This is a genomic window from Rhodocaloribacter litoris, from assembly GCF_011682235.2.
In the GTDB taxonomy this organism is placed as follows: domain Bacteria; phylum Bacteroidota; class Rhodothermia; order Rhodothermales; family ISCAR-4553; genus Rhodocaloribacter; species Rhodocaloribacter litoris.
The window spans coordinates 571,586-594,109 of sequence record NZ_CP076718.1; the positions used below are offsets into that span (position 1 = coordinate 571,586).

21 protein-coding genes are annotated in these 22,524 nt (G+C 65.8%); 2 read left to right on the forward strand and 19 right to left on the reverse strand.

Annotation, left to right across the window (positions count from 1 at the left end; all coding sequences use genetic code 11):
* Positions 1–7: 7 nt before the first annotated feature.
* From GQ464_RS02365 to GQ464_RS02385, 5 genes are all read right to left on the reverse strand, one after another.
* On the reverse strand, positions 8–3,004 hold the full coding sequence (locus tag GQ464_RS02365) for a hypothetical protein (protein WP_166979881.1): 2,997 nt from the start codon (positions 3,002–3,004) through the stop codon (positions 8–10).
* A complete protein-coding gene (locus GQ464_RS02370; protein WP_166979879.1) occupies positions 3,001–3,168 on the reverse strand; it encodes a hypothetical protein in 168 nt (55 codons plus the stop codon). Before GQ464_RS02370 ends, GQ464_RS02365 begins: the two co-directional genes overlap by 4 nt.
* Positions 3,165–3,467, reverse strand: a complete 303-nt coding sequence (locus GQ464_RS02375; RefSeq protein ID WP_166979877.1) for a helix-turn-helix domain-containing protein — start codon at positions 3,465–3,467, stop codon at positions 3,165–3,167. Before GQ464_RS02375 ends, GQ464_RS02370 begins: the two co-directional genes overlap by 4 nt.
* A gap of 202 nt (positions 3,468–3,669) precedes the next feature.
* Positions 3,670–4,776, reverse strand: a complete 1,107-nt coding sequence (locus GQ464_RS02380) for a hypothetical protein (protein ID WP_166979875.1) — start codon at positions 4,774–4,776, stop codon at positions 3,670–3,672.
* Positions 4,763–5,992, reverse strand: coding sequence for a site-specific integrase (locus GQ464_RS02385; RefSeq protein ID WP_166979873.1), 1,230 nt, complete (start codon positions 5,990–5,992; stop codon positions 4,763–4,765). The genes GQ464_RS02380 and GQ464_RS02385 overlap by 14 nt, the downstream gene beginning before the upstream one ends.
* A 264-nt stretch (positions 5,993–6,256) precedes the next feature.
* Here GQ464_RS02385 and mce point away from each other — a divergent pair, with 264 nt between their 5' ends.
* Positions 6,257–7,219 carry a methylmalonyl-CoA epimerase gene (mce, locus tag GQ464_RS18985; protein WP_166979871.1) on the forward strand — a complete coding sequence of 321 codons (963 nt, stop codon included), beginning with the start codon at positions 6,257–6,259 and terminating at the stop codon, positions 7,217–7,219.
* A gap of 15 nt (positions 7,220–7,234) precedes the next feature.
* Here the strand turns inward: mce and GQ464_RS02395 are convergent, their stop codons facing one another.
* From GQ464_RS02395 to GQ464_RS02410, 4 genes are all read right to left on the reverse strand, one after another.
* On the reverse strand, positions 7,235–7,699 hold the full coding sequence (locus GQ464_RS02395; RefSeq protein ID WP_166979869.1) for a DoxX family protein: 465 nt from the start codon (positions 7,697–7,699) through the stop codon (positions 7,235–7,237).
* Positions 7,700–7,780: 81 nt separating this feature from the next.
* Positions 7,781–8,671: a dienelactone hydrolase family protein gene (locus tag GQ464_RS02400; RefSeq protein ID WP_166979867.1), complete on the reverse strand. Its 891-nt coding sequence runs from the start codon at positions 8,669–8,671 to the stop codon at positions 7,781–7,783.
* 39 nt (positions 8,672–8,710) lie between these two features.
* Complete coding sequence (locus GQ464_RS02405) at positions 8,711–10,099, reverse strand: FAD-binding oxidoreductase (RefSeq protein WP_166979865.1); 1,389 nt, start codon at positions 10,097–10,099, stop codon at positions 8,711–8,713.
* A 932-nt stretch (positions 10,100–11,031) separates the two neighbouring features.
* On the reverse strand, positions 11,032–12,366 hold the full coding sequence (locus GQ464_RS02410) for a hypothetical protein (RefSeq protein ID WP_166979863.1): 1,335 nt from the start codon (positions 12,364–12,366) through the stop codon (positions 11,032–11,034).
* Between the two features lie 146 nt (positions 12,367–12,512).
* Between GQ464_RS02410 and GQ464_RS02415 the strand changes: the two genes are divergently transcribed.
* Positions 12,513–13,685 carry a winged helix-turn-helix domain-containing protein gene (locus GQ464_RS02415; RefSeq protein WP_166979861.1) on the forward strand — a complete coding sequence of 391 codons (1,173 nt, stop codon included), beginning with the start codon at positions 12,513–12,515 and terminating at the stop codon, positions 13,683–13,685.
* A 13-nt stretch (positions 13,686–13,698) separates the two neighbouring features.
* Here GQ464_RS02415 and GQ464_RS02420 read toward each other — a convergent pair whose 3' ends face one another.
* The 10 genes from GQ464_RS02420 to GQ464_RS02465 form a co-directional block, all read right to left on the reverse strand.
* The gene (locus GQ464_RS02420) at positions 13,699–15,084 is read right to left on the reverse strand and encodes a serine hydrolase domain-containing protein (RefSeq protein WP_166979859.1); all 1,386 of its coding nucleotides are present in this window, start codon (positions 15,082–15,084) and stop codon (positions 13,699–13,701) included.
* 70 nt (positions 15,085–15,154) lie between these two features.
* A complete protein-coding gene (locus GQ464_RS02425; protein ID WP_166979857.1) occupies positions 15,155–15,823 on the reverse strand; it encodes a cupin domain-containing protein in 669 nt (222 codons plus the stop codon).
* 161 nt (positions 15,824–15,984) lie between these two features.
* Positions 15,985–16,398 carry a hypothetical protein gene (locus GQ464_RS02430; RefSeq protein WP_166979855.1) on the reverse strand — a complete coding sequence of 138 codons (414 nt, stop codon included), beginning with the start codon at positions 16,396–16,398 and terminating at the stop codon, positions 15,985–15,987.
* A 384-nt stretch (positions 16,399–16,782) separates the two neighbouring features.
* A complete protein-coding gene (locus tag GQ464_RS02435; protein WP_166979854.1) occupies positions 16,783–17,175 on the reverse strand; it encodes a hypothetical protein in 393 nt (130 codons plus the stop codon).
* Between the two features lie 101 nt (positions 17,176–17,276).
* The gene (locus GQ464_RS02440) at positions 17,277–18,071 is read right to left on the reverse strand and encodes a hypothetical protein (protein WP_166979853.1); all 795 of its coding nucleotides are present in this window, start codon (positions 18,069–18,071) and stop codon (positions 17,277–17,279) included.
* A 350-nt stretch (positions 18,072–18,421) separates the two neighbouring features.
* Positions 18,422–19,216, reverse strand: a complete 795-nt coding sequence (locus tag GQ464_RS02445) for a hypothetical protein (protein WP_166979852.1) — start codon at positions 19,214–19,216, stop codon at positions 18,422–18,424.
* A gap of 68 nt (positions 19,217–19,284) precedes the next feature.
* Positions 19,285–20,298 (reverse strand): DPP IV N-terminal domain-containing protein, encoded by a 1,014-nt coding sequence (locus GQ464_RS02450; RefSeq protein WP_166979851.1) that lies wholly within the window; start codon positions 20,296–20,298, stop codon positions 19,285–19,287.
* Positions 20,299–20,451: 153 nt separating this feature from the next.
* Positions 20,452–20,889: a hypothetical protein gene (locus GQ464_RS02455; RefSeq protein ID WP_166979850.1), complete on the reverse strand. Its 438-nt coding sequence runs from the start codon at positions 20,887–20,889 to the stop codon at positions 20,452–20,454.
* Positions 20,865–21,779, reverse strand: a complete 915-nt coding sequence (locus GQ464_RS02460; protein ID WP_228350528.1) for a transposase — start codon at positions 21,777–21,779, stop codon at positions 20,865–20,867. Before GQ464_RS02460 ends, GQ464_RS02455 begins: the two co-directional genes overlap by 25 nt.
* Before the next feature lie 74 nt (positions 21,780–21,853).
* Positions 21,854–22,183: a hypothetical protein gene (locus GQ464_RS02465; RefSeq protein ID WP_166978192.1), complete on the reverse strand. Its 330-nt coding sequence runs from the start codon at positions 22,181–22,183 to the stop codon at positions 21,854–21,856.
* Positions 22,184–22,524: the final 341 nt, after the last annotated feature.

A 22,524-nucleotide genomic window follows, 5' to 3' on the forward strand; every position in this document is an offset into this window, starting at 1 on the left:
CACTCTCCTAGAAGGGCGGGTTAGACTCGCGGATCGGCCGCAGCTCGAAGCCGTCCTCATCGTCTCCCAAAAAATCCCGATTTTTGCTGTCACCGCTGTCACCGCCGTCACCAATCGCGGTTTTTGATGGCGTTTTGGCCGTTTTTTGGGTGACAGCGGCGGTGTCACCCTTGCTGTCACCGCCGTCACCCTTGCTGTCACCGCTGTTACCGGGTGACGGCGACGATGACACCGGTGACGGCAGGGTGACGGCAGTTGCTGTCACCCCTGAATCGCGGTTTTTGCCCCCGTTTTGGCCGTTTGGTGACGGCGGTGACAGCGGTGACAGCATTTTTCGGGACTTTTTGGTGAGACACCACGTGCGGGCCCGCTTTGATCTCCCCCGCATGATCTCCACGCCGGCGGCCAGCAACGGCGGCTCCAGCCGGGAGAGCATCGAGCCCAGGGCCGCCGGCGTCTTGGGCCACCCGTGCGGCACCCGCTCGTGGCCGGCGTGCTGGAGCAGCGCGGCGTGCAGATCGGTGGCCGTACCCTCCCAGGTGCCGCGCTCGTCCACGAAGTCGAGCAGGGCTTGTGCGAGCGGGTCATCGAGCAGCGTCGCACCCAGGTCCTCCTGTGCTCCTGCGTAGGCCTCCAGGAAGCGCCCGGCCGGGCCGGGCAGGGCCTCCTCGGCGGCCAGCACGAACGCGGCGAAGTCGGCCATCCTCGGCAGCCGCTCCGGTCGCACCTGGTCGATGCGGGCCAGCCCCAGCGCCACGGCGTCGAGCAGCGCACCCAGCAGGCGCGGCCTCGCCTCCTCGAACCGGCGCCACAGGTCCGCCTCCATCTCCCGCTCGCTGTCCGGTATCATCGACAGCCGCACCGGGATCGAGCGGTCGGCCAGGTCGGCGTATCGCACCAGGTCCGGGATGCCGTTGAGGATGATCGGGCGGCGGGCCTCGAAGATCGCTTCCTGCCGGTCTGTGTACAGCGCACGGGTGCGAAGGCCTCCACCGGTGGCCAGCCGGCACAGGGCATCGGAGAGCCAGCCGGGCACGGTGGACAGGTTGTCCAGCGCCACGATGTGGGCATTTGCGGCGGTGACCACCAGGTCGCGCACCTCCCGCGGCGGCGCGGTCAGCCCTCCGGTCTGCGGGTCGAGCAGGGCACGCAGCAGACGGGCCGTCGTCGACTTGCCGCTCCCCTGCGGGCCGCTCAGCACCAGCAGCGGGTATCCCGCCGGCGATCCCAGCGCTCCGATGAGCCACGCGGCGGTGAGCGGGAGCCCGTCGCCCTCGGCCCGCACGAACGCGCCTAGCTCGTCGAGACGACCGCCACGCACGGGTGCGGGCAGATCGAGGAAGCCCGGCGGCCTCGTAAACACCGGCCACCCGTTGGTGGTTTGCGCTTTATGGGATGACAGCGGCGCCGTCATCACGTGCCAGCGGCCGGGCTCCACGACGGCCACGCCGGCGCTCCCCAGGTCGATATACACGCGGTCATCGAGACGGGCCACCCGGACGTGCACCTGCTCCTGCTCTCCCTCAAACGCGGCCATGGCCTCCAGCGTGGGCATGGCCTCCGACAGCGTCGATGCCGTCAGCCCCTGGCCCTCGGCCTCGTAGAAAGCGCGGGCCAGGGCACTACGGCCGGCGCCACGGAGCGGCAGAGCGACGTGGTCGTCACCCACCAGGTACGGTGTGCCATCCACGTCGCGGATGAAACGGAAACGCGCCTTCGCCAGCCGGCACAGCCGGGTGGGTGCGCTCTCACGCGGGCGCTCCCTGGACGCGTCACGCGTCCGGCGGCGGCCACGGTGCTCCTCGTCCTTCCAGGCGTCGGGAAGCTCGATATTTTTCGCGTCCGCCATCTCCCGCAGGACGTCCCAGTAGGCCCTGCCCCCCAGCGGTAGCGTCCGCTTGGTGCACCAGGCCCAGGCCTCGATCGCCCCGCCGCCCACCTCCTCGGCGTGACAGTACCACTCGCCCCCCTTGATGAGTAGGCCGCCGTTATCCGGCAGGCGCGTCTGGCCGTCGCGCTCCTCCCTCACCTCGCCGGCCCGGCCGTGATGGCGAAATACCTCCATCGGCGTCCAGGCCTCCAGCACCAGGCGGCGGGCCTCCTCGGCGATCTCCTGCCGCTCCCGCTCCCGGTCGTCGCCGACCTTTCTGGAGCGGCCGGTGACCTCCTGACGGCGCTCAGGCGGCTCCGGCGGCGGCTCCGGCGGTGCCTCCAGCGCCGGCGTCTCCTTGATGATGCGGCGCAGGTCCTCGGCCGTGCCTCCGGCATCGAGCCAATCGCTCACGTCGCCCTTCTCGGGCAGGTCGGGCAAATCGACGATGCGGACACTCCGGGCCACGTCGTAGACGGAGCGGGCCACCTCGGCGGCGTGCCGGCGGCCGGGCCCGTCGTTGTCGGGCAGGATGACGACGTGCGCCCCACGCAGGGCCTCGCTGTACCCGCCATCCCGCCACTTGCCCGCGCCCATCGCGCAGGTGGTGGCCACGAAGCCCAGGTCGGCCAGGCGGTCAACGTCCTTCTCGCCCTCGACGATGATGACGACGCGCCCGGCGCGGGCGGCCTCGAGGACCTCGGGCAGGCGATAGAGCACGCGGCGCACGCCTCCCAGGCCCGCCCTCCAGCCGTCGCCCTCGCGGCGGTACTGGCGGAAGGTCTTGGGCTGGTAGCGGCGCACCTGGTAGAGCGGCCGGCCCCCCTCGTCACGGTAGGTGTAGCGGGCCACCTCGATGGGCGGCGGTGCGGGCTCCCGGCCACGGCGGCCGTCACCAATGGACGCGTCATGCGTCCGATCCTCCGGCATCAGGTCGGCCAGACGCAGCCCCAGGGCCTGGACGACGGCCTCGGTGGAGCAGCCGGCGTGACAATGGATGAGCACGCGGCCGTCCTCGCCCTCCGAGACGGACAGCGACGGCTCTCGGTCCTCGTGCGCCGGGCAGCGGGCCGCGTAGCCGCTCCCGGACGGGCGGACGCCGTGGAGACGGCGCAGCAGGTCCTCGAGCCTCATCGGGCGGCCCTCCCCGCCGTCAGCCGGCGGCGCTTGATCTCACGGGCGAGGATGCGGGCCACGTAGGCGCGGGCGCGGGCCAGGTCCTCGGCCGTCAGCGGCTCAAACCGGCGGCGCTCCGGCGGCAGGGCGGGCGGCGCAGCCGGGTGGATGCTGGCGGTCATCGCTCGGCCCTCCCGCCGACCAGGTGCCGGCCGATGAACGTCTCCAGGTCCTCCCGGCGATAGAAAATCATCGTGCCCACCTTCGCGTACGGTAGCTCGCCGGAGTCCCGCCACCTCTGGAGCGTGGCGCGGGAGACGCCGAGCAGGCGAATGGCCTCGGCGTTCGAGATGTAGGCCAGCGGCTCCGGATTGCGGGCCTCGGCGGTGCGGGCGTCGGGGCGCAGGACCTCCTCCAGGTCCTGCCGGATGGCCGCCCTCAGGTCGTCCAGGACGGCCGGGTCGAGTGCGATGATCTGCATAGCGACAGCGCTCTGGTGATCGATACGGCGCCATGATCGCCATGCAGAAGGGCCTCTACTGGCCAATGCATTGGCCAATCACTGGCCAGTTTGGCCAAAAAGGTTAAGATTTGATGAAGTGCGGGCTCACCTCGATGTCCTCCAGCGGCGGACGGTGCGCGGTCCTTGACGGCGGCCGAAATCTCAACATTTCTCAACAAGCTCACCCTGATGTCCTCCAGCGGCGGACGGTGCGCGGGCTCACCTCGATGCCCTTCCGGGCCAGGCGCTCGGCCACGGCGGCGTCAGCGGCATCCTTCGGTGCGCTCATCCCTTCGCTCAGCGCCCGCTCGATCTCCTCCTCAAACCACCGGCGGACGATCTCCTTCTGCGGCCCGGTCAGCTTCGCATTCCCGCGTGGCCGCTCCCGCCACACCTGTTCGTCACCGGGCGCGGGCGCTTCCGGTAGCGTACCGTGCAGCACGACGCAGGCAGCCACGGCCTCGGCGGCCACGGCCCGCGTCTCGGCGTGCAGGGCCGCCTCCCGCTCACGCCCCACCCGCTCGGCCAGGTGGCGAAGATAGGGCAGCGGGTCGGGCGTCTCCCCCGGCGGGTGCGCCGGCGGGAAGGCTGCTTGCAACGCACGAAGCGCCTCCTCGAAGTGCTCCACCGGCGGACGCACCTTCAGCATCGCGCGCCACGCGATCATCACCTCACCGGCCAGGACCACCTCGGGCGGATGCACACGACGCAGGGCATCGAGCAGGCGGCGTAAGGTGCGGCGGCGGCGGGATACGGCATCGCCACCCGTCACCGCCCCGGATGTCCGGCGCAGTCGGTGTGCAAGCTCGGCCCGCTCCACGAAGTAGTCGGGCGGCGGCACGGCCGGCGTCAGGCCCGCACGGATGGCAACGCACACGTACCACCCTGCGAAGATGCGCCGGGCCTCATCCTCCGTCGCCCGGGCAGCGTCCAGGTATGCATCACGCTCGGCTCGGGCCGTCTCCTGCACCCCTTTCAGCACGGTAAGCGCCCGCGTGTCCTCTGTCCCGGCCAGGTCCCGCAGCAGGGCCGCCCGGTGCTGCCGTTCACGCTCCAGCCAGGGCGCAGCGTCCCAGACGTCGGGAGCACGGTAGGCGATGGCCGGCCCCGCCGCGGTCCGCTGCACGTAAAGCACCGGCGGCTCGAAGGGCGGCAGCGCGAACCCCGGCGGCTCCAGCATCACAAGCAGCGGGCCACTCCACCCCGGCACGTTAACCATCGTGGCCCCCTCCGGCAGCCGCTCGGGCGGCAGGCCGAAGCGCCGCGCGATGAGCTCACGCGTGGTCATCGAACAGCGCCTCCATCGCCTCATCCAGAGCCCCCGCGTCGAAGCCCTTCAGGTAGCGCTCCGTCACCTGCACGTTTGCGTGGCCCAGCGCTTTCGAGATGCTGTACAGGTCCATGCCCTTCGTGCGGGCCATGTCGGCGAAGCTGTGCCGGGAGACGTGGAAGCTCAGGTGCTTGTCGATGCCGGCCCGCCGGGCCAGCTGCTTCAGGTACTTGTTCACCAGCGCGTTCCGCGCCGAGATCGCCGTCACCAGCTTCTCCGGCGTGTTCACGTCACGCCCGGCCAGGAGCGGGAAGACGTACTCCTCCGGGCCGGGCAGCCGCTCGGGCCAGTAGCGGGTCAGGATCGCACGGGCCGGTGGCAGCAGCTTGATGCTCTTCGTGCTGCCGGTCTTGCTCATCCGGTACGTCAGGCGGATGCCGCGGCCTTCCTCCCGCAGCGCCTCACCCGTGAGCTTGGCCAGGTCGCCGAAGCGGATGCCCGCACAGTAGAAGGAGAAGAGCCAGTAGTTGCGGACGTGCCAGAGCAACGAGCCCTCTTTCAGCGGCAGGTCCTCGATGCGGCGGACCTCCTCGTACGTGAGCTTCGCCCGGCGTGTGGGGCGCTCCTTGACGGGCTGGAAGGCGAAGAACGGGTTCGTGGCCTGGTCGGCCTTCCCCTCCCGGATGGCCCGGTAATAGATCGCCCGGATCGCGTTGAGGTTGACGCGCGCGGTGTTCGGGCTGTTGCCGTAGTGCGTGAGCAGGTGCGTCTCGTAGCGGCGCAGCAGTTCGGGCGTGACGGCCTCGAAGGGCAGCGGCTCGCCCGTGAAGGCCCGAAACTTCTTCACGCAGGACTTGTACCGCTTGTGCGTGTAGATCTGGCCGCGTCGCTTCAGGTCGGAGATGACCTCATCGGCGAAGGCGAAGAAGTCGGCCTCGTCCTGGCCCTCCAGGCGGGCGCGCCAGTCGTCCACGGTGAACGGGCCACGGGCGGCCAGGTCGAGCGACAGGCGTTCGGCCTCCAGCAGGCGGGCCTCGATGTGGGCGTTGATCGCGTCGGCGTTGGGGTGCCCCTTGCGGACACGTCCCGCGCGGGCGTTCCAATGGCGGGGCGGGATGCGGATGCCGGCGGCGACGTAGCGCGTCTTGCGCCGGTGCGTCAGGCGCAGGTATACGGGCGTCTGCCCGCGCGCGTCCACGTCGCCCGGCTTGATGACGGGCTTCGCGGTAGGCATGAAAGGAACGTGAGCCGGTGTTCAGGTGTTGTCGGTTTCGACAACATTTCGACAACATTTTAGTTCCTTTCTCAAACTCTCTCGGTATCATGGAATCACAGAATCGCCCAAAATGGAGCAGAAACGCGCATTTTCAGCATCAGCGGGAGTCTATCAAAATCGCCCTCGTACTTCTCTCCTGGGCACCAGCCGTCGCACACCAAGCCGTTGAGTCGAAAAGACTTGACGGCTTGCTTTTTTGAGTCACCCCGCACTGCCCCCACGATGCCCCGCCTCGAACACATCGGCATAGCCGTCCGGGATCCGGCGGCTGTGGCCGCCCTGCTGGAACGGCTTCTCGAGACGTCTCCCTACAAGGTCGAAACGGTCGAGCGGGAGGGCGTGCGAACCCACTTCGTCTCGGCGGAGACGGCCAAGCTCGAACTGCTGGAAGCCGTGGGGCCGGATTCCCCCCTCTCGAAGTTTCTCGAAAAACGCGGGGAGGGCCTCCATCACCTTGCCTTCGAGGTGGAAGACCTCGACGCCACGATGGACCGCCTGCGCGCCCTCGGCTTTCAGCCGCTGAGCGACACCCCCCGCCCCGGCGCCGACGGCAAGCGCATCTTCTTTCTCCACCCGAAACAGACCCACGGGGTGCTGGTAGAGTTCTGCCAGAGCACTCCGGCACCCTTTCCTGCCGTCGAGGTGCGCACCGGAACGAAGCTCGTCACCGTCCACACGGCCGGCTCGCCCGCGGCCCCGCCGCTGGTGCTCTTTTCCGGTGAGGACGGCCCCCCGACCGTCAGGACGCGGGACGCGTCCGGGCTCGACCCGCTCGTCCGCCGGCTGGAGCCGCACTTCCACGTGCTGATCCCGGAAGAGGCCCTCGATACGGAAACCTTCCCGGCCGTGCTCGACCGGTTCGGGCACGAGACCGCGTACCTGCTCGGTTATGCGAACGGCTGCACGGTCGCGCAAGAGATGGCCCGCCACCGGCCCGACCGCATCCGCCGCCTGGCCCTGTGCCTGTCCGCCGCGCCCGTATGGCCCGGGGCCGGGACCACCCGCCCCGACGTCCCCACGCTCGTCATCTCCGGAAACCGGCCAGCGGAGCTGGACACCGCATGGCGTCTCCACGCCGCCCTGCCCCGGGCCACCCTGGCCGTGCTGCCGGAAACCTCCTCCCCGGCACCGCTCGCCCTGGACGCGCTGGTGGCCGTCCTCCGCCACCACTTCACCGCCGGATGATACGGGAGCGGCCCGCTACGAGCCCACCGTCTCCGGGCCGGCCGCCGCGCGCTCCCGCAGGGAGGCACGGCGCGACGACAACCAGGCATCCAGGCTGTACCGCCCGGGTCCCAGCGGCATCAAGCCCACGAGCACGAAAAAGTTCTTGAGGGCATGCGCCGGCGTTCCCTGCCCCGTCACGAAGTGCCGCACCGTCGCCACAAACATGGTGAAGGCCAGCAGCGCACACACGGGGCGATAGAACAGTCCGAGGGCAATCAGGACGCCCCCGATCGACTCTGAAACGGCCGCCATGAACCCGAAGAAGGTGTGGCCGAAGGTGATTCCGAACATCTCCATGGCACTGCCCACACCGGCCCAGGTCTCCGGCCCGCCGGAGAGCTTCCCCCATCCGTGAAAGAAGAGAAAGCCCAGGCCGAACCCCAGCCTGAAAAAGAGCAGACCTGCATCCTGATAACGCGCAAGTCGATCACCAATCATGATGAACTCCCGGTCTGGTTCGAAAAAAACGTCCCGGCACCGCGATCTCCCGGCCCCCTGGTTTGGCCGGGGATGCCGGGGTCATGCCAGGTTTTCGCGGAGAAAGTCCACAGTGCGTTGCCAGGCTTTCCGGGCGGCCGCCTCGTCGTAGCGCGGGGTGGTGTCGTTGTGGAAGCCGTGGTTCACGTGGGGGTAGAAGTGGGTGGAATACGCCTTCTGGTGTTCCATCAGGGCGGCTTCGTAGGCGGGCCAGCCGGCGTTGACCCGTGCATCCAGCCCGGCGAAGTGGAGCATCAGCGGGGCCTGGATGGTGGGTACGTCTTCCGCAGCCGGTTGTCCCCCGTAGAACGGCACCGCCGCCCCCAGTTCCGGCACCCGCACCGCCATCATGTTGGCCACCCACCCCCCGAAGCAGAACCCCACGACGCCGGCCCGGCCGGTACACCGGGGATGCCGTTTCAGGTAGTCGAACCCCGCGATGAAATCCTCCAGCATCTCGTCCCGATCCCGCTGGCGTTGCAGGGCCCGCCCCTCGTCGTCGTTGCCGGGGTAGCCGCCGAGCGGCGTCAGCGCATCCGGTGCCAGGGCCACGAAGCCGGCCAGGGCCGCCCGCCGGCAGACGTCCTCGATGTGCGGGTTGAGGCCCCGGTTCTCGTGGACCACCACCACGCCGGGCCATGGTCCGGCGGCACCGGCGGGCCAGGCCAGCAGGCCCCGGATCGTCCCCCCGCCACGGGGAGAGGCATACGTCACGTATTCCTCGTCGAGGCGCGGGTCGCCCGGCTGCACCTGCCGGGCGGTGGCGTACTTCGGCATGAGGTAGTCGAGCAGGGCGGCGACCGTCACCCCGCCGGCTGCGTACTGCGACAGCCGGCTCACGAACGTCCGCCGGTCGATCTGGTCGTGCGCATACAGGTCGTAGAGGTCGAACACCTCCTGGCTCAGGTCTTCTTTCGAGATCGATCTCTTCATGGGATGCTGCGGGGTTGAATCATTGCCGGGCGCACCGGCTCAGGACGGCCGGATGTTCTGGTTCATGCGGAAGAGGTTCTCCGGATCGTACTCCTTCTTGACCTCGACCAGGCGGTCCCAGACCTCCGGGATGTAGGCCGCCCGCACGCGGTCTTCGCCCTCGTCGCTCAGAAAGTTCACATAGACCCCCCGGGCAAAGGGCTCCGTTGCCTGGTGAAACGCCCGTGCCCAGGCGAGGCACCGTGCGTCGTCCGCGGCGTCGCGCCAGCGCGTGTGGATGTTGAGCACAAAGGGCGTCTTGCGATGGGCATAGGCCGTGGCGGTCTCCGGTACCCGGCCGGGGGCGCCTTCCATGTGCGGGATGAACACCTCGATCTCCTTCGTGGGCATGGTTTCGGCGAACTCGAGTATCCGGTCGATGCATGCATCCGAGAGCGCCGTCAGGTGATGCGACTTCCAGTAGTTACGCGCCCCGTGCTCGACCAGCCCGTCGAAGCCCGCCTGCCAGGCCACCCAGGGGTTCATACCGACGGCCTCGCCGAGTGAGGGCGTCGCCTCGCGGATGGGCCGGATCAGGCGGGCTCCTTCCGCTTCGTCGCCCAGCCAGACGAACGGCACGACGACTACCCGTTGCCCGTGCACCTCCGGCGGCAGGAACGGCAGCGGCGGCGCGTGCCGCACCACGATCCAGGCCGTCATCGCGTCGGGCAGGCCGCGCACGTAGTCGCGGTGAAACTGCATGTATCGCTTCGCGTCTTCGAACCGCTTGACGATCAGGCCCGAATAGACGTGCGGGCCGACCTCCACACACCTGAACCGGAAGGACGTGACGACGCCAAAGTTGCCCCCTCCTCCCCGGATCCCCCAGAACAGGTCGGGGTTCTCCCCGGCGCTGGCAGTCAGCAGCCGGCCGTCGGCCGTCACCACCTCGGCTGCGAGGAGGTTGTCGACGGCCAGCCCGTGTTTGCGGCTGATCCAGCCGAACCCGCCGCCCAGCGTCAGCCCTCCCACCCCCGTGTGGGACACGATCCCCCCGCCCGACACGGCGAGCCCGTAGAGCTGGGTTTCACGGTCCATATCGCCCAGCAGGGCGCCCCCGTCGACCCGGGCGGTCCTGTTCTCCGGGTCCACGTTGACGCGCCGCATGAGCGACAGGTCGATCATGATGCCCCCGTCACAGACCGCGTTCCCCGCCGAGTTGTGCCCGCCTCCCCTGACGGCGACAAGCAGGCCGTTATCGCGGGCGAAGTGCACGGCGTTGATGACGTCTGCCGTGCCGGCACAGCGGGCGATGATCGCCGGCCGCCGGTCGAACATACCGTTCCAGATCCGGCGTACCCTGTCATAGTCCCGGTCGCCGGGAAGAAGAACCTCTCCCCGAAAACTTTTCCGGAACGCACCGGTTTGCGCATCGCGTAGTGGTTCCATGAAGGCCTCCGTTGCGATCCAGGGCCCCACCAGCGCAGGGCGTAACGCGCTCCCCCTTTCACAACGCCCCGGGCCGGCGCCCCCTGCCCCGGCCTCCTCCGAAACCACACGCTCCCTCCGCCGCGAAGCCGGTATGGTGGCCGCGTCATGCGACCCTATGGACCTTCACCGTGTGGGGTTCCAGCCCGCCGCCTTCCCGCATTTCATGGCACCGGCATCCTGGGGAGCGGCTGCCATACCCCGGCCCCCGGTACATCCCGGCACACCACACACCGCCACGATGGTCAACCCTGGACCTTGTTTTTTTCCGTCATCCTGCACTGACGGGTATGGTGGTTCGGACACCGCTGCAGGGCGGCCAGACGATAGCCGCTCACCCGCGAGGGACAACGTGGCGGAGAACATCGAAGGACGGCAAGCGCCGGGACTGCCATGCGGTTCATCCGGCGAGACATCCGGAATCCCACGACGGCACACACCGGCCACCTGGCGCACGAAACGGGGGTCCCTCCACGAGGAATGCCCCCTGCTCCCACAAGGTAACCTTCACCAAAAGAAGAGGCAAGGATCGTCCGGAAACGCCCGATGCGCCGCCGACGCCGGGCCTCCTCCCGCTCAGTCCTCCGCCCCGGACGCGTGCGGACGTGCATGAGCCGCCCGCCGGAAAAGCAGGGCCGATCCCATGGGGCCGGAAACGCGCGAGCACGGCACCGAAAAGCCCGACGGCCAGCACTCCGAAGTATATCCGGTTGGCGGGATCGCCACCCGCCCCGATGATGCCGCCCCCCAGGCTCAGCCAGACGAGCAGGACCGCGGCGACGAGGGCCATACCGGCGGCGGTGCTATACGCTTTGTGCCTCATCCTCCTTTCCTCCAGAAACCAACACGGTTCGCAAGGGCATATTGGACGCGTTAGCATCCTATTCGCCCGATCATCCGCCTCCCGTGAGGACCGGCAGCAGCGGCAGGACGAGCAGCAGCAAGAGCGCCCAGAGCGCGGCCAGCGGGGCAAACAGGCCTGTGGACGCTCGCAAGACCGGGATCCAGGGTTGCCGGCGCGCCTTCCAGAGCCGTACCCCCACCGAGGCCAGGATCAGCAGCGTCGTAACGTTCCATCCGACCACCGCCAGCCGGTTCGGGGTCAGGCCCAGGGCAAACAGCCGGCTGGCGACGGCAGCCAGGGCATACACGTTCAGGATCAGCGTGAGTCCCCCCAGGCCCAGCACGGCATACCGGAAAAGTGCCTTCCCGCGCCCGGTCCTGGCCTCGACCGGCCCGGAGACGACAACCGTCAGCAGCACCATGATGGCCAGGATGGTCACGTTGTAGACGATGAGCACCTCCCGCTCCTCGAAAGGCTTCCGGAAGTAGACCGGAAGGAACCACAGGAGGTAGACGAGCAGCACCCCGAGGGCCAGCGGCAGCAGCAGCCGGGCGAGGATGCGGAGCGTTCGCGTCAGCCCGGCACGCTCATCCTGCGCCGCGGGCGGCACCGAGGCGTCGTACACGCTGCCGAGCGCCAGCAAGGGCAGGGCACCGGCAGCCCAGGCGGCAACCACCTGCAGGTCCTCTTCGGGCAGTTCGACCCCCAGCACCAGAAAGATGCCATAGGTAAGCCCGACGAAGGCCATGCCGGCGCCGAAAAAGATCCCCCCCGTCAGCACGACCTCGACGGACTTGACCAGGTAGGCATAGGCCTGTCGTGCGGGGTTCGGATAGCCGAGGCAGAGCGCTCCCCCGACGAGCGCCCAGGCCACGAACGGCAGGTGCAGCGCCCCCAGCACGGCCACGTCGTCGGTCCGGTCGCCGATGGTGAGGCCCACAAAGAGGGCCACCAGGACGATGGCGGCGGCGGCGACGACATACCGCATCACGCGCCGCGGGCGTTCGCTCCAGGCCAGGTAGGCGAGCAGGCCGAGGGCCACGAGCGGTCCCCACCCCACCCAGAACAGCGTGCTCGCTTCGTTCGGGTCGGGAACCGGCGGCCGGCCTCCCGCCAGCAGGGCGCTCACCACCCCGAGTAGCACGCTCGTCCCGATGATCATGGGCCAGTGCCGGTCGGGCCGCGATTCCGGCTCGCGTTCGACCGCCAGCCCGAGCCGGTGGGCCCAGGCTTCGAGCAGCAGGTTCCCCGGATGCCCGGCCACACATTGCCCGAGGGCTTCCCGGAACGCGGCCTCCTCACCTTCGGCCTGTGCGCTCCGGTAGAGACGTTCGAGACCGGCCGGGTCGTCTCGCAGTGCTTCGATGTTCTCCTTCCAGGTCATGGTCGGTTCCTCCGGGGATTGTGTCCTGCATCTCGGCGTGTACACGCCGCGTTCGAGCCGGTGCAGGCCCGCGTTGCGGATCTGACCGGTTGCCCGTAATATGCCGCCCGGGCCGGTGAGCCGCATGAGCGACCCCTGAGCATTCCGTGAGCATCGTGCAGGAGACCCCGATCTACCGCTTCGGCGACTTCACGCTCGACGTTACCAACCGGGAGTTGCGCCTCGGGGAAAAGCGCCTGGAACTCAACGCCCGGTACTTCGATGCCCTCGCCCTGCTGGTACGGGAGCACGGCCGCCTCGTCGCAAAAGAGCGGTTCTTCGAGGAAGTCTGGGCCGACGTGGTGGTCAGCGACAGCGCCCTCACGCAGGGGATCAAGGCAATCCGGCGCGTACTCGGCGACGACGCGGCCAATCCCCGGTTCATCCAGACGGTCCCCCGGCACGGATACCGGTTCATCGCCGGCGTCTCGACCGTGGCCCGCGACGACACGGCGCCCCTCCCGGACGGGGAAGCGGCAGGCTCTCCGGACGCGGCGAGCACGCCCGCGACGCCTGCTGCGGGCGAAGCCTTCCCTTCCCCAACCCGCCTTGCAGACCGGGGAGCCGCCGCCCTGGCGACGGCTCTGGCCACGGCGCTCGCCGGCACCCTGGGCGGTGCCGTAGCCGGCCTGTTCGGCGGGCTGCTCTACGGCTTCGGGCTCGCACACGCCCCCCCGGATCCGCAACCCGGCACCGCCTCCATCCTGCTCGTGCTGATCACCCTCTCCGGCTTTCTGGGCACCATGGGAGGGTTCGGCGTGGGAGCCGGGATCGCGGCCGCCGAATATGCCGCGGGCGGGCGGGCCGCCTGGCGCATCGCGGGCGCCGTGCTGGGCGGCATGCTCGTAGGCGGCAGCGTGAAGCTGCTGGGCGTCGACGCGTTCAACCTGCTCTTCGGACGGACACCGGCCGGCATCACGGGCGGGATGGAAGGTGCGGCGCTCGGCCTCGCGGTAGGGCTCGGCGCACACCTCGGCGGCGGCTTCGAGGCGTCCCCCTGGTGGCGACCCGTCGCGGCGGCGGCCGCCACCGGCGCCGCCTGCGGGGTGCTGATCGTCCTGGCGGGCGGCCACCTCCTCGGCGGCAGCCTCGACCTCCTGGCCCGCTCCTTTGCGGAATCCCGGCTTCAACTCGACGCCATCGGGCACTTCTTCGGGGAGGTCCGCTTCGGACCAACCACCCGGATGGTCCTCGCCGCGATCGAAGGGCTCCTCTTTGCCTCCTGTGTCGTCGGGGCCCTCGTCGCCGCCCGGCGCCCCCGTAACGGGCTACCGGCCTGAGGGCCGGCGCCGGCTATCCCTTGCGGCGGCCATACCAGTACATCCCGCCCATCAAGAGGCGCAGGGTCTCCGCCGCTCCCGCCCGGTCATCGAACGTCACGCGATGAGCGTCCGGATCACGGCCCGCGAACGCGTGGTTGCCGAGGTACGTGAGGGGCGTCGTGGGACCCGGCGGGGGCATCTCGAGCCAGAGCCGGCCGGCACGCTCCACCACGTGAACGTCGAAGACACCGATGTCGTACGTGCCGACGTAGCGCTGCCGCTCCCGCATCGACAGGGGCACTTCACGAAAGCCGGGCTGCGGCAGGCCGAGCAGCCGGCGCACGACCTGCCGTTCGATCGACTCGGTCCGCACGTCGCCGCGATGTACGAGGACGACGACCGTCAGCGCGCTGTCCGGATAATAGGCGGCCGTGGCGGAAAAGCCGCGCATCGCACCATTATGGCCCACCCGCCGGAGCGACTCGAAGTCGACCAGCGACAGGCCCAGGCCGTAGGCGGCCCGGCTGCCGTCCGGGAGCAGTGCCGGGGCGACCATCTGCTCGTACAGGTGAGGCGGCAGGACCCGGCCCGTAGCGAGCAGGCGCGTCCATCGCGCCACATCGAGGGCATGGCCGCACAGCCCCCCATCGCCCCGGATCCAGTTCATGTTCTCGGGAGCGGCGGCGACGATGACCCCGTCGTGCAACACGTGCCCCACCGCCTCGGCCGGCCCGTGCGGCCGCGACGCGCACTGGCGCAGAGAGGACAACCCCAGCGGCCGGAAGAATCGTGCGACCAGCAGGTCCTCGTAGGGCTCTCCCATGATGCGCTCGACCAGCAGCGCAAGCATCGTGTAGTTGGTGTTGCTGTACGACCACCTCGACCCCGGCGGCCAATCCACCGGAAGCCGGCGTACGAGCGCAACGAGTTCGGCGCGGCTTCGCGTCAGATCATCGAACCCCGCCTGTGCTTCCGGCGCGGTGAACAACTCGCGCACGCCGGAAGTGTGGTTCAACAGATGCCGAACACGAAGACCCGGCGGCAATTGCGGGAAATCGGGAAGATGACGGACGACGGGGTCGTCGAGGGAAAGATGCCGTTCATCGACCAGCACGAGCACAAGCGCCGCCAGAAACTGCTTACTGATCGAGCCGAGCTGGAAGACCGTCGTTTCGCGGACCCTGTCGGCCCGGCTCATGTCCACGTATCCATAGCCGCCCGCCAGCACGATCTCGTCGCCGCGCAGGACCGTGAGCGCCAGGCCCGGAAGGCGGTGTGCCTCCAGCGCATGCACGGCGATCGAATCCACCTGATGGACCGGGGCGGCCGATCCCGGCCTGTCTTGAGGCACCGGTGTGGTACACCCGGCCGCCAGGGCCACCAGGGCCGGAAAAACCTTCCAGTCGAACGAAGCCATGTGTCCCCTTTGAGGAAAAACCGCCTTCCGGCGTGAGGCAGGGGATGGGCACGGCCGCCGCGGCACGGTCTTACCAGCGAGCCACTTCCACCTCGTCGGCCATGAACAGGTTGCCGCCTTCCCCCTCGATCTCATATTGAACGAGCGTGCCCGAGGCATATCCCTGGCGAATCGTCCCCCTTCCGCGCGGCGTCCTCACACGCTCTCCCTTTCGAAACCGGAATGGACCGGACCCCCCGGCATCATCCAGCAACTTCAACCCGTCCCGCCAGTGGATATGGAAAGGGCCCACTCCGTGTACCTGCACGATGGCTCCCTCCGGGGCATAGCCGAACATGGTGGTTCCCTTCGGGACAAAGGCGTACGCGCCGGAGCGCATCTCCTTCAACGCCTCGCTTTCCCACGTCTCTCCCACGGCAAAATAGAACGTTCCCTGCACCACGGTCAGGTGCTCATCGACCGGGTGCGTATGCAACGGAATCTTCGTGCCCGGAAGTTCACGAATCCGCATCACAAAGGCCTCTCCGGGCGTGTCGGGGTCACCGAAGAGGATTTCCACATCTCCCGACAACGCCTGCAAGGGAATCACGCGGGGCTGCGCGCCCTGCCCGCCGGCACGCGTCACGCCGGAGGCGGCACCAAAAGCGGTGCGCGTCTCACCGGTTTCGCTTTCCCCGGCAGGGGGCGTGGCCGGTCCACACGCGAGCGCGAGACACAGGATGGGGAGGAGCAGGCGCATGCGGTACACTCGGAGGGTGAGGCGGCCTGAAGGCATCCGGCCAACGTCCTGCCCGAGACGGCCCGGCAGCGCGGTATCAACGGCACAGCGGGAACGGCAGGGCGAAGCATGCGGACCGGCACGGTGAGGCGGCAACGCATCGCGTTCTCGCGGAACCGGTATCACGCTTCTTCGAGCACGTCGGCCAGGGTGCGCATGTAGAGGGCGGCATCGCGGGGGTCGTTGTGATGAAGCGGGGTGCGGTCCGGGGGAAGGCGGCGCAGCACCCGCGCGTCGGAGAGGTACTCGAGGCGGGCCAGGTCATCCGGGGCGAGGCCGGCCCGCTGGAGCGTCTGGAACAGGTCGTCGACGCGGTGGCCGGTGCCGGCGCAGTAGTCGCGGGCGTGCTCGGTCCACTCGTCCAGCGCGTAGTCCACGGCGCGGACGATCTCAAGGTCCGTCATCCCGGTGAGCGTCTGCACCAGGTGGCCGCAGTTGCAGCGGCCCATGTGGCCCCATTCGTAGCGGGCCCCGGCGTCGAGGCGGCGGGCGGTCTCGCGCAGGGCGTCGATCAGGTGGGGGGAGCGCTGTGGCACGGTTTTCCTCCTTTCGGTTTTGCCGTCATCCGTATCACGCCGGTTTCCGGCCCCGGCGTATTCTCTCTCAAAGCGGCACCGCCCGCCGGGTTCCTTGTTGCGATGGACAGGACTTCAGCCCGGCCCTCGCGGCGGCCGGCGGGACGCACCCGTGAACGAGAAGGCAGGCACAAACCGAGTGGGGCGCACCCGTGAAGGGTGCGGCTACAGGATTGGGGGTTAAGACCGTAGCCGCGGGCTTTAGCCCGGGCCTCGCGGCGGCCGGCGGGACGCACCCGTGAATGAGAAGGCAGGCGCAAACCGAGTAGAGCTCCTCCGGTCAGCCGCATAGACGGACCGTGAGTGTCCATGTTCTGCCCTTGACAAAGGGAGGCCATAAAGGGGTTATATAGCCGTGTTGGAATAATCTTCTTTAAGTAGTTCTGGACGTTTATTGAGGTAATTAAAAAGCCAGGGCTTGAGCTGGTACCAAGTTGTCCTTTCGTTCGGTTTCTCTTCTTCCCGGACCGGCACCAACGCTCCTTCATCAATCAGGAACGGAAGGAATGCTTCGGCAGGATTAAGCCCCCCTCCGGTGATAGTCCAGCCAAAGAGCCGATCGTCCGAATTCGCTGCTGCACGATACATCCCGTTCAGAGCCAAGCGTCCTTCCCGAGGCAAATTTTCAAGACGCTGCTTGATGCGACGGCGGGATCGAAACCCCTTGAATGCTTTGCCAACCGCAGATAACGGCGTTTTGAGCAAGCTCGTCAGCCAACTAGGAAGCGCGAGATCCATTTGGAGGATGGCACGGAAGCCCTATAACACTACGGAAGCCCTATAACGGCACTCGCGTCAGCGGCGGCGCGAAGCGCCGTCCGCTGCAAGCCATTGTTAGGCTATGTTACTTCTTCGATAGGAGTGAAGCGGTCACGACTATAAGCAACAAGATCTTCAGGTGGAACATCAGAATTGACACCAACGCGTAATACTAACAAATAACGCGGCGCACCAAACCTGTCTTCATGTCCTTTTGCCATGGCTAAAGCACGCTGAGTGCGTTCCAATTCAAAGCCCAGAAGATACAAAAGCAACTGTGTCGAAAACGGCTTTGAGAACTTGTACAATGATGCATCCCGCTTCCTTGTCACAAGAGCTAAATCCATGGGAACTGCAGCCGCAAATGTTTGTGGCAAACATTTCCATGGTCTCCAAGGATGGCAATAGTGCACTGGTTCATAATCATAGAGTAGCATAGAAGCTCTTGGAGCATGTTTTACGATGCGCCTAAGCTGACTCACTCTAATAGCATCAAATTTCGCATTTTGATGATTTCGTTTCTTGGCTTCAAGAAAACCCACTCCTTCGACTCGGTCTCCGTCAGGATACTGTGTCAATACTAGAATAGCTATGTCTCCGAAAAAACGTTCCGGTGTGCCTGTTTGCTTGTAGGCGCTCCATTCAATATTTAAGATTGTTTCAGAAAGACGATTCCATATCGGCCAACAAAAAGGTAGAGGATACCATTGCTCCATTTCGAAATAGTCGACATGGAGAGCGGTTTTTCTGATTCGGCGCAAGTCACGGAGAAGATCTCGGGTTACAAAGTCCTCGTCCCAGTCTATGGGGAAATTCCCATACACTCTCTTAGCCACGATTTCTTCAATCCGGAGAAGAAAATTCCACAGATCCAAGATGCCCTCCTGACGATGCCTAACATATTATTAACCCGCCAAGGGGCGTGTTACAACGCGCCCCTTGGCCATGTATCACCGACTTGACACGCCGGCAAAATATCTAAAAAATAAAAACATACACTCAGGGAATATCCGGTCATATACCGCCACGGGCCATATAACACCAACATATCTTACACATGTTGTCATGAAGCACCATGAACCCGTCTTCGCCCCGGTTGCTCGATCGGCTTCGCCCCGTCTGCCGGACCCGCCACTACAAGATAACCACCCACAGCCCATAAATCCAGCAGAGCTCAATCCTTAAGCGCCACGACGACAAGCATTTCCTGCCCCAACGCGGGGCTTCACACGTGGGCGAATCCCTGCGCTTCCGGGCCGGGGGGCGGTGCACCGGGCGCAACAGGCTCCGGCAGCCGGGACGCAGGCTCAAGCGTGAGCCGGGCGCCGGATCCCAGCACAGCTAGCTCTCGGTAGTCGCTTCGCTTGTGCAGTACTGCTCCGCTGAGGGCATCGACGTAGTAGATCCAGGCATCCGGGGGTGTTTCGCTGGAGAGCCGTAGCTTCCAGGCCAGGTGGAACTGCGCGTCGCCAGGATAAACGACCAGTTCACCTGTCGATCCGTCCTGCAACGCGACGTCGTTGCCGAGATCCGATTGGGCAATGCGCAGCGCGGCAGCTTCGGTGAGCGCCGGGCGGGTCGGGGCCTGGATCGTGGGGTAATAGGTGCCGTTGGCCATGTCCACGCCGCCGTCCTCATGGATGTGCACGAGGTACTCGGCCCCTTCGACCGGCAGCCCCTGGTAGGTCTGTTGAAACTTGACGTGATGGATGCCGCGATGCGCCTGCGTACGAATGTGCGTTAGATCCGAAAGATCGGACCGCATCTTGAAGAGCTTATGATTCTCTTGGAGGAACGTCCGGGCCGCTTCAAGCGGGGTGCCCGTGAACGGCAGGGTCTTGCCCCAGAAGATCGAGGCAGGTGTGCCGGTGTGCTCGTTCCAGCGGATGTGCCAGGACGCCCCATGACGCGCGGTGAAGGCGTCCAGGGCGGCGCGTTGCGCGGTGTCGGGCTGAGGCTGGGCTGAGGCTGGAGCCAGCGCGAGGAAAGTCAACGTGAAGAAGAGTAGCAGTCGTTTCATGGGGTCTCTCTTGTCTGAGATATGAGGGAAAAGGGAAAGGGACAAACAGGTTGTCAGAAGAGCACCGTTTACTGTCTGGACCAGTCGGCAAAGAGAACCTCGTCGTCCTCTAACAGGCGCGTGATCTCCTCGCTCGCTACATCGACGAGGTAAAGACAATGGCGCTCACGTCCTTTGTTTGAAATCACGAGCAACTCGCGCCCATCGGGAGACCAGGCCAGCGGAAAGAGACGTTCCCCAGCGATCGAGACGTCAAGAGGGACAATCGTCTCACAGGCCAGGTGAAACAGGTGCAATTCACCGCGCAGGGCAAAAGCAATCCATGCTCCATCCGGCGACCAGGAAGGGGAACTGGACAAAGTGTTTTCAAAGGTCAGCCGTCGCTGCTTTTCCCCGTCGGCATCCATGAGGTAGAGTTCCTGGAAGAAATCCCCATCACCCTTTACAAAGTCCCGATCCGAGACAAAGACGATCCGGCTTCCATCCGGCGACCACGCTGGTGTGCTATCCCTTGTAGGGTTGTTGGTTAGGGCCGTTACCTCATCTGTCCTGAAGTCGTACACCAGGACCTCCTGGTTTACGCCGCCGGCCTCACAGTTGAGGCAATGCGTGAAGGCGATCTTCGTCCCGTCGGGCGACCACGCCGGCCAAAAGCCCAGTTGCAGGAGCGGCTCGTCCTCGATCACACGCAGTACCTTCAAGGGCCGGATGTCCGTGCCGTCGGCCTTCATCAGGTAGAGCGGCGTGCCGGCGGTCGAACCCAGGCTGTCCGAGGTGAAGACGATCTGCTCTCCGTCGGGCGACCACCGGCCCGCGTCGACGAAATGATCCTTGAAGAAGGTCAACTGCCGGAGGGCTGAGCCGTCAGGATTCATCGTGTAGAGCTGCCAGGTGCCCGTGCGACGTGAGCTAAAGAGGATCCGGCCGGTCAGCGGGGCCTCCGGCTCCGCAGGACCGGTGAAACGCAGGTTCTCACAGGCATCCACCGGCGGATCGGGGTCGTCGCCGGGGGCTTGCGCATCGCAGCCTGCAAGGCCGGCCAGAAAAAGCCAGGCGCTCAGGAGAACCCATCGAGGTAGCATATTTGCACTTCCTTTGAAGATTACGGCATATAACGGCGTAGCAAAAAGCGGCAGGCGCAGTATCGGCGGTCGGGGACATTAAAGGAAACACGGCGACCATGAGAGCGGTGCGATGGCGCGCCTGTCCGGCTTCATTGCCTGGTTATACATCCCTCATGCTTTGTCGAAATGAAGGCGCTTCTGGACAAGCTCCTCAATCTCAGACATGAGGGGTTTTGATGTCTCGACAAGTTCTTGATAAGGTTCGTGTGCGCGCCTGAGTAGATCAGCATCCGCTTCTTCGATCGCTTTCGTACTTAGGCGTGCATGTGCGCGCTTCATCACCTTCTGAAGACTCGAGAAGCGTTCAGCAATATCAGAGGTCAGGAATATCCGATTGTACTGCATGTAGTTATTGAAGTCCGCTAGCTTCTCAGCGGCCTTGTTTAGGCGAATCCAATATACTTTCTCTCGATAATACTGTGTCTTGTCTCGCTGATCTCGTAGCTCGACTTTCTGAAAATCATGGAGTTCGCAGTTTGCCAAGAATGCATCGAGTGCCGCGTTGGCATAGTTATCAATGCGAATTAAGGGTAGAACGCGAGGATCCACATCGCCGCGGCTAGCCGCCCGAAGACGTGCACCAAGAGGCCCTCGAACGAACGCACCTTCGAGGCCACCTCGATGCCCGTCTTCTGCTCGATCCAATTGAACAGCGACTCGATCGGCTGCCGGCGCTGACTGACCCGCCGCGAGTACACCTTCTCGGTCAGCAGCACATCGGTCTGCCCCTTGCGCTTCTTCACCGGCGTGCACAGGTGCAGGTTCTGCTCGGCTGCCAGGCGCTCGCCTAGCTCACGGTCGGCGTAGATCTTATCGGCAAAGAGACGCCCCTCGTGCAGGCGCGGTAGGATCTGTCGGGCCACGGTCAGGTCATTGGCCGGGCCGGGAGCCAGTCCGATGTAGAGCGGCAGCGGCATCGTGCCGGGACGCCGCCGTGCGACGACATGTACCTTGACGCCGTAGAAATACAGGTTCTTCGAGGCGCAGAAGCCTTTGCCGGCGATGTGCGGAGCGACCCTGGCCCAGGCCGAGCGCTTCTGCTGGGCCATCACGACCGGAAAAGAGTCGATGATGTAATCGGTTGGTTCACCAGAGCGCTCTGCAGGTCGCTCACCAGAGGACTGGCGCGGACATGCCTCCAGGGCTGCTTCGACCAGCAGGGGGAAGGCATCGGCCAGCCGGTTGAGGCGCTGCACGAAGGCGACGTAGGAGGGCAGTTTGGGGAAGAAGGCCATCAGGTGGTCGCGGGTGTAGGCGTAGATGTCGGTCAGCGTGCGGCGCTGCTGCATGAGCCCGAAGAGGTAGACGGTGAGGACTTCTTCATCGGAGAAGGCCGGCGCGTGGTTGTTGCTCAGGCGCTGGGCAACGACGCAGAGGCGGCGCTGATACTGCTCACAGACGTGGAGGAACAGATGAATGAGCGTATATTGCCAGTCCATGGGGTCCTCGGGCGTTTGGTTGGAGGTGAGGGGTCATCTCCTTCTAAACGCTCAGGACACCATGGTGTCAACTCTTAATTCGCATTATCAAGATCCGGGTAGCTCTGCAGAGGATGAGTAATGCCGGCGAAGAATTCATAGGCGTCTAAAAGCTTCCTCCAAGCAGTTGACAAAACTTCGAACTCCTTGTCGTGAACCTTGCTGACTCGGCTGAATCGAGCGTTTATATCGTATCGAACCTCTTCGAGAATCTCAGTCTGCTTGCGTTTGAATTCCTCCAAGCGTTCTGCGAACTTTTGGTCTATCCACTTCTGCCCGATAAATTTCAGCAGACCATACGCGATCGCTGTGGCGCCACCGCCCACAAGCACAATCTGACCCAACAGCTGCAGGATAGTATCCATCTACTTTGATCGTCTGGTGGGATACCCTATTATTCACTCACCCCGGCTCTGTTACACACGCCCCATGGCCATGTATCCCCGGCCTGACACGCCGGCAAATCACGGAACAGTCAAGGGCTTCCGCCAGGTTAGTTCCGTCTGCCGGACCCGGCACTACAAGATAACCACCCACAGCCCCACAAATCCAGCATAACGCAACCCTTAAGCGCCCCGCCGTCCAGCATTTCCTATCACAGCGTGGGGCTTCACACGTGGGCGAATCCCTGCGCTTCCGGGCCGGGGGGCTCGGGGGGTGGCCCGCCTGGAACACACGGCCACCCCAAGATCCGTCACGGGTCCCT